General features: G+C 33.8%; 10 protein-coding genes. 6 read left to right on the top strand and 4 right to left on the bottom strand.

The features are described 5' to 3' along the window. Nucleotides 1–70: 70 nt before the first annotated feature. On the bottom strand, nt 71–1,039 hold the full coding sequence (locus JQC67_RS18600) for an electron transfer flavoprotein subunit alpha/FixB family protein (protein WP_203254403.1): 969 nt from the start codon (nt 1,037–1,039) through the stop codon (nt 71–73). Between the two features lie 78 nt (nt 1,040–1,117). After that, nucleotides 1,118–1,858, bottom strand: coding sequence for an electron transfer flavoprotein subunit beta/FixA family protein (locus JQC67_RS18595; protein ID WP_203254402.1), 741 nt, complete (start codon nt 1,856–1,858; stop codon nt 1,118–1,120). A 177-nt stretch (nt 1,859–2,035) separates the two neighbouring features. Here JQC67_RS18595 and JQC67_RS18590 point away from each other — a divergent pair, with 177 nt between their 5' ends. The 4 genes from JQC67_RS18590 to JQC67_RS18575 all read left to right on the top strand — a co-directional run bounded on the left by JQC67_RS18590 (nt 2,036) and on the right by JQC67_RS18575 (nt 8,987). Further along, complete coding sequence (locus JQC67_RS18590; protein WP_317198385.1) at nt 2,036–3,022, top strand: pyruvate dehydrogenase complex E1 component subunit beta; 987 nt, start codon at nt 2,036–2,038, stop codon at nt 3,020–3,022. A 258-nt stretch (nt 3,023–3,280) separates the two neighbouring features. Beyond that, nucleotides 3,281–5,782 (top strand): DUF5686 family protein, encoded by a 2,502-nt coding sequence (locus tag JQC67_RS18585; RefSeq protein WP_203254400.1) that lies wholly within the window; start codon nt 3,281–3,283, stop codon nt 5,780–5,782. A gap of 180 nt (nt 5,783–5,962) precedes the next feature. Beyond that, nucleotides 5,963–6,490 carry an inorganic diphosphatase gene (locus JQC67_RS18580; RefSeq protein ID WP_203254399.1) on the top strand — a complete coding sequence of 176 codons (528 nt, stop codon included), beginning with the start codon at nt 5,963–5,965 and terminating at the stop codon, nt 6,488–6,490. Nucleotides 6,491–6,611: 121 nt separating this feature from the next. Continuing rightward, complete coding sequence (locus JQC67_RS18575; RefSeq protein WP_203254398.1) at nt 6,612–8,987, top strand: sodium-translocating pyrophosphatase; 2,376 nt, start codon at nt 6,612–6,614, stop codon at nt 8,985–8,987. A 60-nt stretch (nt 8,988–9,047) separates the two neighbouring features. Here JQC67_RS18575 and JQC67_RS18570 read toward each other — a convergent pair whose 3' ends face one another. Then, complete coding sequence (locus JQC67_RS18570; RefSeq protein WP_203254397.1) at nt 9,048–9,752, bottom strand: energy transducer TonB; 705 nt, start codon at nt 9,750–9,752, stop codon at nt 9,048–9,050. Between the two features lie 192 nt (nt 9,753–9,944). Between JQC67_RS18570 and JQC67_RS18565 the strand changes: the two genes are divergently transcribed. Then, nucleotides 9,945–10,940 carry an App1 family protein gene (locus JQC67_RS18565; protein WP_203254396.1) on the top strand — a complete coding sequence of 332 codons (996 nt, stop codon included), beginning with the start codon at nt 9,945–9,947 and terminating at the stop codon, nt 10,938–10,940. A 10-nt stretch (nt 10,941–10,950) separates the two neighbouring features. Here JQC67_RS18565 and JQC67_RS18560 read toward each other — a convergent pair whose 3' ends face one another. Further along, complete coding sequence (locus JQC67_RS18560) at nt 10,951–11,565, bottom strand: deoxynucleoside kinase (protein ID WP_203254395.1); 615 nt, start codon at nt 11,563–11,565, stop codon at nt 10,951–10,953. A gap of 428 nt (nt 11,566–11,993) precedes the next feature. Between JQC67_RS18560 and JQC67_RS18555 the strand changes: the two genes are divergently transcribed. Then, nucleotides 11,994–14,045, top strand: coding sequence for an HAD family hydrolase (locus JQC67_RS18555; protein WP_203254394.1), 2,052 nt, complete (start codon nt 11,994–11,996; stop codon nt 14,043–14,045). Nucleotides 14,046–14,109: the final 64 nt, after the last annotated feature.

Below are 14,109 nucleotides of genomic sequence, written 5' to 3'. Positions count from 1 at the left end.
AAAAGCTGTTTAAATATAGGGCTTACCATGTATTTAAACAGCCTATATATTGGCCGCAAATTAATAAAAATTAGGCGTTCTGAGCTTTAAATTCTTTTAATTTTTGAACTAGCTGAGGTACCACCTCAAAAGCGTCGCCAACAATACCGTAATCTGCAGCCTTGAAAAATGGTGCTTCTTCATCTGTATTAATGACCACTTTTACTTTAGATGCGCTTACACCTGCTAAGTGTTGAATGGCACCTGAGATACCAATTGCAATGTATAAATTACTGGCCACAGGCTTTCCTGTTTGGCCAACATGTTCACCATGTGGTCGCCAGCCCATATCTGAAACTGGTTTAGAACAAGCAGTTGCTGCACCTAAAACTTCAGCTAATTCTTCAATCATTCCCCAATTTTCAGGGCCTTTTAGTCCTCTTCCGCCAGAAACAACAATATCTGCATCGGCAATAGTTACCTTACCAACAGCTTTGTCAATCTCTATCGATTTTACGTTGTAATCTGCTTCGCTTAAAGTTGGACTAAAATTTTCAATAGTTGCAGTAGTATTATTTTCATGTGCACCAAACGAATTGTTTGAAACGCCAATAATTTTTACATCTGTATTAATTTGTGTTTGACCAAAACCCTTATTACTAAAGGCTGTGCGTTTTACAACAAAAGGACTTGTACTTTCTGGAGCTGCTACAACATTGGGCACATAACCAGCCTTTAATTTAGCGGTTAATATCGGAGCCAAGAATTTTGAATCTGTACTTGAACTCACAATAATAACCGTTGCATCTTCTGATTTAGCTGCTTCAACAAGTGCATGTGCGTAAGCCTTTGCACTAAAGGTCTTTAATTTTTCATCAGCAATATTTAAGACTTTGGTAATTCCATAAGCGCCTAAACTTTCAGCTTCTGAACAGTTAAAACTAACTGCCGTAGCTGCTGTTCCCATTTGTGAGGCAACAGCGTTTGCATAAGATGCCACTTCAAAAGCATTCTTTTTAAATGCTCCGTTTTCTGATTCTGTATATACTAGTACTGACATAAATTTTAATATTTCAAATTTGTAAATCCAAATACCACAAGAATAAGTAGATATTTGATACTAAGTATTTGTTGTTTTTTAAATTACTTTGGCTTCATTGTGTAATAAGTTGACTAAATCATCAACATTATCAACCAATTTAACAGCTCCTTTTGGTGCTGGCTTTTCAAATTTAATGTCTTCAGTAGCCATATTCGCTTCAACTGGGTCTACTACTGATAACGTTTTTTTACGTGCCAACATAATACCTCGCATGTTAGGTATGCGCAAATCACTTTCAGCTACCAAGCCTTTTTGACCACCAACAACAAGAGGTAGTGTAGTACTTAATTTTTCTTTACCACCATCAATTTCACGAATGGCAGTTACATTATTTCCTTCTATTTCTAGGTTGATGCAAGCATTTACAAAGTTCATATCAAGAAGACTTGACATAATACCTGGTACCATACCACCATTATAATCAATAGACTCTCTTCCACCTATGACCAAATCATAACCGCCATTCTTTGCTACTTCAGCTAATTGTCTTGCAACATAATAGCCGTCCGTAGGTATAGCATTTATACGAATTGCTTCGTCAGCACCAATTGCTAATGCTTTTCGCATAGTTGGCTCTACTGATGCATCGCCAACTGTTGCTACGTGAACGATAGCTTGTTGTTTTTCTTTAAACCACATTGCGCGTGTAAGACCAAATTCATCATTCGGATTTATAACAAATTGTACTCCGTTCGTATCAAATTTTGTATCGTTTTCTGTAAAATTGATTTTTGAAGTGGTATCAGGCACATTGCTTATGCAGACTAATATTTTCATAGGTATTTATTATGTATGAGACACTAAATTGGAAGGCTAAGATAAGTATTAAAATCCGAAATTACTATGCGTGCATAATAAAATTCAATAATAATTTTGATTTAAATCCGTCATTTTCTGAAACATATTTTGCTATTTTTGTTTCCGCTTTGCAGTAATTGCAATTCTGATAGCAAAATTAATATGAAGACACTACAATTTAGACAGGCCATAGCTGAAGCAATGAGCGAAGAGATGCGCCAAGATGAGACTATATATTTAATGGGTGAAGAAGTAGCCGAATACAACGGTGCTTACAAAGCCTCTAAAGGTATGTTAGATGAGTTCGGACCTGAACGTGTACTTGATACACCAATTTCTGAATTAGGTTTTGCAGGAATCGGTGTTGGTTCAACAATGACAGGTAACCGACCTATTATTGAATTCATGACTTTTAATTTTGCTTTGGTTGGTATTGATCAAATTATCAATAATGCAGCAAAAATTCGCCAAATGTCTGGTGGACAATTTCCTTGCCCTATTGTGTTTCGTGGGCCAACAGGTTCTGCAGGTCAATTAGGAGCTACGCATTCACAAGCTTTTGAAAGTTGGTATGCTAACTGCCCTGGATTAAAGGTGGTTGTGCCTTCAAACCCTGCCGATGCAAAAGGATTATTAAAAGCTTCAATACGTGATGACGATCCAGTTATTTTTATGGAGTCTGAACAAATGTATGGTGATAAAGGAGAAGTGCCTGAAGGTGATGATTTTATCATTCCACTTGGTGTTGCTGACATTAAAAGAGCAGGTACAGATGTAACTATTGTTTCTTTCGGAAAAATTATTAAAGAAGCTTATAAGGCTGCTGATGAATTAGAAAAAGAAGGAATTAGCTGTGAAATCATAGATTTACGAACTGTCAAACCTTTGGATTACGAAGCTATTTTGACATCAGTGAAAAAAACGAATCGTTTGGTTATTCTTGAAGAAGCTTGGCCTTTTGGTAATGTTGCTACTGAAATTACTTTTCATGTACAAGCACATGCTTTTGATTATTTAGATGCGCCCATACAGAAAATTAATACTGCTGATACGCCAGCACCTTATTCACCAGTTCTTTTAAAAGAATGGATGCCTAATAGTGATGATGTTGTAAATGCGGTAAAAAAAGTACTATATAAATAAAGTAAACAAATTTGTAAGGTTACATTTGCTTCGCTGACAGAAAAGTCTGCGAAGCAATTTTTTTTTATACTGTATTTTTCAATTGTTTGGTCACCATTGAATTAGATAAAGCAACATTAAAGTGGTTCTGTTTTTGTTTTGAAAATTTTCAATTTAATTAGGTTTGAAAAAAAATGTAATGCATATGCAACATTCAAAAATTAAAATTGTCTTTTTTGGTATGTTATTTGTTTACACCAGTTAGAGAATACTTCTACTATGAAAAAAATACTTTTTCCACTATTATTACTTTTTTCTCTGTTTGCATTTTCGCAAAGCAAAGTTGGTGGTATTGTTGTAGATGATTTTGGAGAACCTGTTGCTTTTGCTAATGTGCTCTTCAAAAATTCTACGGAAGGTACTATTAGTAATGATAATGGTCGTTTTTATATGGAGTCAGATAATACTTATGAAACATTAATTGTTTCATTTATAGGTTTTGAAACTCAAGAAATTTCGCTTACTCAGAAGGTGACTTATGAGATGGAGATTAAAATGAAAGAATCTACAGAACAACTTAATGAAGTTATCTTAATCTCAGGTAAACAATCGAAAAAGAATAACCCTGCGGTTGAAATATTAAAGAAAATTTGGGCTAAAAAACGTGAGAATGGAGTGCGAAAGTTCAAGCAATACGCATTTAGTAAGTACGAGAAAATAGAATTTGATTTGAATACTATTGATAGTGCTTTGATGAATAAAAAAATCTTCAAAGGGCTTGAATTTGTATTTGATGATTTAGATACCTCACGTATTACAGGTAAAACATACTTGCCGATCTTCTTGAATGAAACTTTTTCTAAAGTCAATGGAGACAATATATTAAATGAAGAAAAAGAGAAAATTCTTGGTAATAAAAATTCCGGATTTGATAATAACCAAGCTATAATTGCTTTTGTATCAGATCTTTATCAAGATTATGATATTTATGATAATTACTTAAAATTCTTTGATAAGAGTTTTACAAGTCCTCTATCACGAACTGGGGTTGATACCTATAATTATGCCTTACGTGATAGTGCTTTTGTAGATAATAAGTGGTGCTATAATATTGTTTATTACCCAAGAAGAAAGAATGAATTGACCTTTAAAGGTGATTTTTGGGTAAATGATTCAACATTTGCTATCAAGAATATTAACCTAGAAGTAACTAAAAGTGCCAATATTAACTGGGTTAAAGAAATATATATTGAGCAAGAGTTTGATGTAGTAAATGATTCAGTATTTCTATTGAAAAGAGATTATATGCTGAGTGATTTCAGTTTTCAAAAGAAGGAGAAATCACGGGGAGTTTATGGTAAGCGTACTACTGTTTTTGATAATTATGAGTTTGATAAAGAGTTGCCCAAGGATTACTATAAGGCAGATAAAAATCCATTTGATCCAGCGACAATAGTACAAGATGACTCATTTTGGCAGAAAAATAGACTTGAAAGTTTAAATAAAGATGAGACGGGTATTTATAAGTTACTTGATACCTTAAAGACTGTTCCTAAATTCAAATCTTACTATAATATTGTCAGTATTTTAGGTTCAGGCTATGTTGAAATTGATAAATGGAATTTAGATATAGGTTCAGTTTATGATGTTTTTGGCTATAATGATGCTGAAGGTGCTAGAGTTAGAGCAGGTTTACGTACCTATTTTGGGGAAAATGATCCATGGCGTGTAGAAGGGTATATGGCTTATGGTTTTGCAGACCAAAAATTTAAACATGGTCTTGCCGGAAAGTTCTTATTAGATAAAAAAAGCAGGCTTATAGTCTCTGGAGGCAATAGACGTGATATTGAACAATTAGGCGTCAGCCTTACTGCTACCAATGATGTTTTAGGAAGAAGTATTGCATCCTCCTCATTATTAACAGTTGGTGCCAATAATAGACTCACAAACATTAATTTGAGCGCATTTAATATTGAAATGGAACCCATGACTAATTTTAGAATTGGTGTGGGGGGAACCTTTAGAACATTGAGCTCGGCATTACCTCAAGATTTTAGTTTAGATTATGTTAATCCGAATACGTCTGGTGGAATTGCTTCTGAAATTGAGCAGTTTGATTTTCAGACTGTAATGATATTTACACCGGGTAAACGAACTATTGGTTACGGTGTTGAAAGAAGAGATATCAATGAGAATTACAGTACACTTTTACTAAAATATACAAAAGGTATAGATGGGTTATGGGGTAGTGATTTTGATTATGATAAGTTGCAATTTTCGTATAGCCAACCCTGGCAGGTAGGTGGTTTTGGTAGATTGTTGAGTACTGTTGAAATTGGTAAAACATTTGGTGAAGTACCATTAGGTCTTCTTAGCGTAGTGCCTGGTAATCAGACTTTTTTCTCTAATTATGGTACTTTTCCGAACCTTGATTTTTATGAATTTGTTACCGATACGTATGCAGCTGTTCATTTAGAACACAATTTTAACGGCCGTCTCTTTTCAAGAATTCCGTTTCTAAGAAAATTGAACTTAAGAGAAATTGTTGGTTTACGTGGGGTTTGGGGCGAATTGTCAGATGCTAATTTAGTGTTGAATGCGCCGGCTGTGGGAACAACACCGTTACAAGCACCTTCAGATAAAATCTATTATGAATATTCATTTGGAATAGGTAATATCTTTAAGATTTTTAGAATAGATTTCAACTTTAGAGGTAATTATTTAGATCGGCCAGATGCCAGACCTTTTGGAGTTACAGGTACTTTCGGATTTAACTTCTAGTAGTCACTTTTATTTATTAATTCTGAAATATTATAAGTTTATAGAATTATTATATTCTTCATCAAAAATCTTGAGACTCAAATAAATCATTTTTTGCCGACTTTAGGGTTCTTTTTATCGTTTCAACAGACCCAAACCTCTATTTTTTAGTAACTTCGCCACTTTAAAAAAATTAAAGAAATGGCTAAAAATAAAACTATAGTTTTTGATGTTTTGATTGAAATTCCTAAAGGAAGTCGAAATAAATATGAGTACGATTTTACATTAAATAAAATTCGATTTGATCGAATGCTTTTTTCATCAATGATGTACCCAGGTGATTATGGTTTTATTCCTGAAACATTAGCATTAGATCAAGATCCATTAGATGTTTTGGTTATGGGTACAGAGCCTACCTATCCTATGGTGGTTATGGAAGTTAAGCCCATTGGTGTTTTTCATATGACAGACGAAAAAGGTCCGGATGAAAAAATTATTTGTGTGCCGGTTTCTGATCCAATATGGAGTAATAACAATGATATTAGTGATTTAAACCCACATCGTCTTAAAGAAATTGAACACTTTTTTCAGGTATATAAAGATTTAGAAAAAAAGAAAGTAGATACTGGTGGATGGGGTAATGCAGAAGAAGCGGTTAAAATTTACCACGAATGTGTAAAAAGGTATAATGATAGTGAGCACAAAGACAAGCGCACTTTTATGATATAGGTAGTAATACTCTTAAAAAAAAGCCATCCTTTTAATTAGGGATGGCTTTTTTTTTATTCTCGTCAATTTTACTACTTTAGGCCATCGTTATATAAATATAAATCCAAACCACTTAAAACTAATGGAATTAATCGTTGACTTTTTACCAGTATTCGGGGTTGTTGCCCTGTTGTTCGTTTTTATTAAAAATATGTGGGTGACCAAACAAGAAGTTGGTGACGCAAAAATGGCGAGAATTGCCAAAAATATTGCTGACGGAGCAATGTCTTTCTTAAAAGCGGAATATAAAATTCTAGCAATCTTTGTTTTGGCTGTTGCTATTCTACTGTTCTTTAAAGGTAGCAATGAAGAAGGCTCTAACGGAATGGTAGCTTTATCATTTGTTGTTGGTGCCATTTGTTCTGCTTTAGCAGGATTTATAGGTATGAAGGTTGCAACAAAAGCCAATGTTAGAACAACGCAAGCTGCTAAAACTTCATTAGGAAAAGCATTAGAAGTTGCTTTTGCTGGTGGTGCAGTAATGGGATTAGGTGTTGTTGGATTGGGTGTTTTAGGTCTTAGCGGACTTTTTATGATTTACCAATCAATGTGGCCAGGTGCTGAGAATTTAGGCTTGGTATTGAATGTATTATCAGGTTTTTCTCTTGGGGCATCGTCTATCGCACTTTTTGCAAGAGTAGGTGGTGGTATTTATACGAAAGCCGCCGATGTTGGTGCTGATTTAGTAGGAAAGGTTGAAGCGGGTATTCCTGAAGATCACCCATTGAACCCTGCTACAATTGCAGATAATGTTGGTGATAACGTAGGTGATGTTGCTGGTATGGGTGCTGATTTATTTGAATCATATGTTGGTTCTATTATTGGTACAATGGTATTAGGGGCGTTTATTATTACTCCTGATTTTGCAGGCTTAGGTGCTGTGTATCTGCCATTAGTATTAGCTGCTGTAGGTATTTTGATGTCTATCATCGGAACGTTTTTTGTAAAAGTAAAAGATGGCGGAAATCCACAGACTGCTTTGAATATTGGTGAATTTGGTTCTGCTGCTTTAATGGTTGTAGCATCTTATTTTATTATTACGGCATTAATTCCAGAATCTGTTGAAGGTTTGCCAATGGGTGCTATGGGTATATTCTACGCAACTTTAGCTGGTTTAATTGCCGGTTTAGGTGTCGGTAAGATTACTGAATACTATACAGGTACAGGTATGAAACCAGTTAATGATATAGTTAAACAATCTGAAACAGGTGCTGCAACAAATATTATTGCAGGTTTAGGTGTGGGTATGATGTCTACCATGATTCCTATTTTACTTATTGCAGCTGCAATTTTAGTATCACACTATTGCGCAGGTTTGTATGGAATTGCAATCGCTGCTGTAGGTATGTTAGCAAACACAGGTATTCAATTGGCAGTTGATGCATACGGTCCTATTTCTGATAATGCTGGTGGTATTGCAGAAATGGCAGAATTAGATCCAGAAGTACGTGAGCGTACTGATAAATTAGATGCTGTAGGTAATACAACGGCTGCAATCGGCAAAGGTTTTGCAATTGCTTCTGCTGCTTTAACAGCTTTGGCTTTATTCTCAGCTTTTATGAAAGTTGCAAACGTTACATCAATAGACGTTTCACAACCAAAAATTATGGCAGGTCTTTTAGTAGGTGGTATGCTTCCTTTTGTATTCTCAGCCTTGTCAATGAATGCTGTAGGTCGTGCTGCAATGGCAATGATTGAAGAAGTTCGCCGTCAGTTTAGAGATATTCCACAATTGAAAGCAGCGCTTGAAGTGATGCGGGCTGTAGACTCAGATATGTCAAAAGCGACTCCAGAACAACGTGCTATTTTTGACGCTGCTGACGGATATGCTGAATATGACAAATGTGTTGATATTTCTACTAAAGCCTCTATTAAGGAAATGGTATTACCAGGTTTGTTAGCAATTGCTGTGCCTGTTGCTGTTGGCTTTATAGGAGGAGCAGAAATGTTAGGTGGTTTACTTGCGGGTGTTACAACTTGTGGTGTATTAATGGCGATTTTTCAGTCAAATGCAGGTGGAGCTTGGGATAACGCTAAGAAAATGATTGAATCTGACGGACGTAAAGGTTCTGACGCACATAAAGCTGCTGTTGTTGGTGATACTGTGGGTGATCCATTTAAAGATACATCAGGTCCTTCATTGAATATTTTATTGAAATTGATGTCAGTTGTAGCCTTGGTTATTGCGCCAAGTATTGCAATGGATGTTACTGGAATGGCTTCAGATGAGTCAAACAACGAGATTCAAATAGAAATGAATGTCGAAAATGCTGATTTAGCACATGCTACTATTGCTTATTCTACTGTTATCAACGGAGTTAAAGTGATGGATGAAAAAGTTTTTGAAGGTACTCATGCCGAAGTGAAAACACAATTAGAAGAATTTGAAAACACTTCAATTGAATCTAAGGGCAATGAAACTGAGATAACAATTGAGAAAGTTGATATTCGAAAATAGATTTAAATTTTTTAAAAATATGAAGAGGCAAGCTGATAAGGCTTGCCTCTTTTTTGTGTTCTATTGTAGTTGAAAATTTATAGGTATTGTAAAAGCTACTTTCACATTTTTTTCCCGTTGTTTACCGGGTTTCATTTTGGGCAGTTTTTCTATAATACGGTTTGCTTCTTTTTCTAAAATTTTGTCTGGACCTCGAAGTAAAATATTTCCAATAGTTCCATCTGCTTCTATAGTGAATTGAGTGTATACCTTTCCTTCAATGCCTATTTCTTGTGCTGGCTCAGGATATCTAAAAACTTTAGAGATATGTTTGTTAATCATTTTTTGAAAACAAGCTCGTTTGTCTTTTTCTTTCTCGCAACCTGGAAAAACAGGAACTTCTTCTATTGATACCCAATCAACCTTAATTTCCGGCTCCACTTCTTCATAAATAACATGGGTTACTTCTAAAATCTCTTTATCAGTATCACTTTCTGTTGATTCCAATATTGTTTCAATAATTTCTTTTTCATCTTCTACAATCTTTATTTCTATTGGCGCAACTGGTGGCGGAGGCGGAGGGGGTGGTGTAAGTTGAATTATAAGAGGAACTTCTTCAATTAGTTCGTCCACAGGATTCATGTTTGCAGAAACATAATCTATTTTGTCATAAAATTTCCACTCCAAAGCAACATAGGTTAATAGCATAATTAAGGCTAAACCAGATACAAAATAGAGTCCTCTATTTTTATTCAAGTCTTTTTGCGGATTTTTTTTTGGTTTCATAATCTGAAGTTTTGAATTCAAAGCATGTATTGATCTGCTTTTGAATTTGGTTAAACAATACTTCAAACCTAGCTTATAATACCACCTAATAAAATGAGTAATGAGTGAACTGGTCTTTTCAATTAGTTAACGTTCCAATTTTTATTAATGAATATCTAAAATTGACAGTTTACCTTTTATATATTTGATGCTATGGCATTATTCGGAAAAAAGGACAAGCTTCAAATTATCTCATTTCAAACTTATGGAACAAAATCACATCTGTATTTAAGAGGAAGAGCTTTAGAGGACGAAGAAATTGACCTTCAAGAAAAGGGTTTTTTAAAGTTGTTGCAAAATACATGGAAACGTTTTGAAACCGATGAAATAAAGAATACGCCCATTAAAATCACCTTAAGTGATACTGTAAAAGTTTCAGGTAAAACTGATAACGATGGTTATTATTTGATTGACGAGACAAATGATGAATTAGCCAACCTTACTAATTCAGAAGGGTGGTTGCCTTTTGAAATATCTTATACTGATACTTCATTGAAGCGTGAAATTTTGCATCAAAATCGGTTTCCAGGTGAAATGTTGATTCCATCAGATAGAGCTGATTACGGTGTTATTAGTGATATTGATGATACCATTTTACATACAGGTGTAGTTTCATCATTGAAATGGCGGGTGTTTATTAATACTGTTTTTAAGCGAGCTAGTGCTAGAAAACCGCTTGAAGGCTCGGCTGAATTGTATCATTTGTTACACCGTGGTGCTTCAGGTGAAAATGCGAATCCTATTTTCTACGTAAGTCATAGTCCATGGAATTTATATCGTTATCTAGAGCTTTTTCTGCAAACGAACAATTTCCCCAAAGGCCCTATTTTATTACGAGATATGGCCAGTTTTGCTTCAAAATCTGAAAAACCACACAAACAGCATGAAATAGAAAATATCCTTAAGACTTATCCGAATTTGTCATTTATTTTATTTGGAGATAGTGGTGAAAAAGATGCAGATATTTATATTGATATAGCGAATCAGTATCCGAAGCAAGTAAAAGCAATTTATTTACGCAGCGTTGCTGATAAAAAACGTATGGATAGAATTCATGACTTAGTGCTGAATTTTAAACTAACACCTATTTTAGTTGTTAATAGCAGTGATGAAGTTATTACACATGCAAAAACACATGGTTATATTTAATGCTTAAGCCTTAAAAAAGTCCGTTAATTTCAGCATCAATCTTGTTAATTATAACACCTAAATCTTCAGGGTTTTCAACAATATCAAGATTGTCAACATCAATTACAAGTAGATTGCCTTTTTCGTAACTGTGAACCCAAGCTTCATATCTTTCATTTAACCTACTTAGGTAGTCTATAGAAATAGAATTTTCGTAATCACGGCCACGTTTGTGAATTTGACTTACCAAATTTGGAATAGAACTTCTTAGATAAATCATTAAATCTGGTGGCTGAACTAAACTCTCCATTAATTCAAATAAACTCGAATAATTTTGAAAATCTCTATTTGTCATTAAACCCATAGCGTGCAAGTTTGGCGCAAAAATATAGGCGTCTTCGTAAATTGTTCGATCTTGAATTACATCTTTACCGCTTTCTCTTATTTCTAAAATTTGACGGTACCGATGATTTAGAAAATAAATCTGTAAGTTAAAACTCCAACGTTCCATTTGATTATAGAAATCATCTAGATACGGATTGTCAACCACATCTTCAAAGTGTGCTTCCCATTTATAATGTTTTGCGAGTAACTTGGTAAGTGTAGTCTTACCTGCTCCAATGTTTCCGGCAACAGCAATGTGCATGTGTTATTCTAGTTTATGGTTAGATTTAGAATAAAAAATTTAAAGGTACAATATACAAGTTATCATGACGAAGTGAAAATGTTTAGCAGTTAATTAAGTTCTCATTAAATGCGAATCTTTAATTTCTAAGAACAGAGAAAATGACAAAATAGAAATAAAGAAAGTATTATGTCTTAGTTAGCTGTAATTGAGGTTCTTAATTTTGATTATTTTTTTTATCGCGTTTTGTGGCTACTCAATTATTCAAAATATATGAGAACTAAGTAACTTTGTGTGAAAAATTACGTTATCTGTGATCGAAAAGTCGATAAAATGCGTATATAATATAAATATCTTGTTCAATTGTTTTTTTATGAAATAATACAAAGGTCTGATTAACAGTCAAAAGTGTTGTAAAATTATTGAGTAAGTACTGAATACTGCCCCAAATGAACAAAATACTTAACGCTGTGGATAGCTCTGCAGATTGTACTACAGTTTTTTGCGATCTGTATGATACATTGCTTCACCGAACGGTGCATCCACATTATGTAATAAAATTGTGGTCAAAAGCAATGGTCAGAGAACTTGGCCTTGAAATAGAGATTGATAATTTATTCTTTATAAGAAGAGCGTCCATAGAACATTTATGTGAAAAGCTTGAGAAAAAAGCTTCTGAAATACCCTACCGCATACAAATTAAAGAGATTTATCAAAGATTAATGAACCAAGACCTTATAAAACATTGGTCTTTTGATGAATTTTTGGCTTATTCATCTGCGGCTGATATTCGCTCTGAATTTGATGTGCAATTTGTTAATACGAAAGTAAAAACTCAATTATATAAGCTAAAAGAAAAAGGGTATAAACTTTATTGTGTTTCTGATTTTTATTTATCAAAAGCACACATTGTTGAATTACTTAAGCTTCATGGTATAGGTGATTTATTTAATGACGTTTTTGTGTCTTCTACTCGAGAGGCTAGTAAAGAGAATAAAGGGTCTTTGTATTTAAACGTTTTAAGTGAATTAAATTTAGAGGCCAAACAAGTTATAATGTTTGGTGATAATAAGCGGAGTGATTGTATTAATGCTTCAAAGCATGGCATACAAGCTGTTCGAATTGCTAATAGACAACGGAAACTTTCTAGTAAATTTAAATTATTTGGCAGCGATCAAAATAATTATGAAAGTGTTAATCGTGAACTAGAAGAGCGCAGCAGCAGCAGTAGTTTTGCATACAGCGAATATATTATTCTTTTTCATACGTTTATGGAACGACTCTATAAAGAGTCTAAGAAGAAACAGATTAAGAATTTGTTTTTTATTTCACGTGAAGGTTATTTTTTAAAACGACTTTTTGATTATTATCAGTCAACAGTTCAGTTAAATACTGAAGACCATATTAATGCACATTACTTTAAGGCTTCCAGAGCGTCTACAATGCAAGTCGCTCACAAAGAATTAGATTTAGAATATTTTGAACATCTACAAAGAAAGGATGCTGATATTTCAGTTGAGAATTTTTTAAAATCTCTATTGTTTGAAGATAAATTGATTTCTGAAATAGCAAATGAGGTGGATTATGATCAAAGTATAATGATTCAAGATTTTTATAATTCTGAAGTTTTTAGAAAAATAAAAATCAATGAAAAATTCAAAAATTATTACGAGGAAAGTAGAATAAGTCAAAAAGAAGCATTTAGAAGTTATATTGATACATATAATATTGACTTTGAAAAAGAAGGAATGGCAGTTGTAGACGTCGGTTGGCGAGGTACAATGCAAGAATGTATTCATACCTTCTTTGAAGAAAAAGTAGATGTTCAAGGATATTATTTAGGATTAAAGGAAGGATATAAAATTACTGAGTCAACAAAAAGATACGGTTTAAATTTTTCGGTTTACCCAACATCTAGTCCTTCTGATAATGTTTTAATGGCGAATAGGCAATTGTACGAACAATTGCTGGCAGCACCACATGGCAGTACTATAGGTTATAGAGACAAGCCTGGTGATTATTCTATTGAACGATATGAGAAAAGAGAGCGAGAGGTTTACTTTGAGCATATTGCACCTTTGCAAGAATTTATGTTTAGCGAATTCTGCCAACTCATTGATGATTTAAAACCTATTTGTTACGAGCAAGATGTAGTTCAGAAATATATGACAGACCTTGCACTACGGCTGGGATTATTTGCAGATCGAAAGAAAATAAAATTCATGCATGAAATTTCAAAAGGATTTTATCAAAATGTTGGCAATAATGAAGTAGGCGTAAGTTATGAACACTCACAATTAAGAGAAAGTAAATTGGGACTAATAAAACGGTTTTTATTTTTTCCGGAAAAAACGTTTCGATTTTTAGTAAAAATTAAGCCAATGCTGTATTCTAAAGGGCTTTACCGTATGTCATACCCCGTGAACTTAATTTATTATTATATTAAGTTTGTCAATAGGGTTAAAGGTTTGGTGTTTAAGAAAAAACTACTTGAATATTAGTCGATAGCTGAATTCTTTGTATTAGTTAACAAACTACAATTTTTATTTTCAAAAGGAAGTCGTA

This window comes from Aurantibacter crassamenti (assembly GCF_016811105.1).
In the GTDB taxonomy this organism is placed as follows: domain Bacteria; phylum Bacteroidota; class Bacteroidia; order Flavobacteriales; family Flavobacteriaceae; genus Aurantibacter_A; species Aurantibacter_A crassamenti.
Note: the sequence above shows the minus strand (reverse complement) of the source record. Positions and strands in the feature narration are given on the sequence as shown.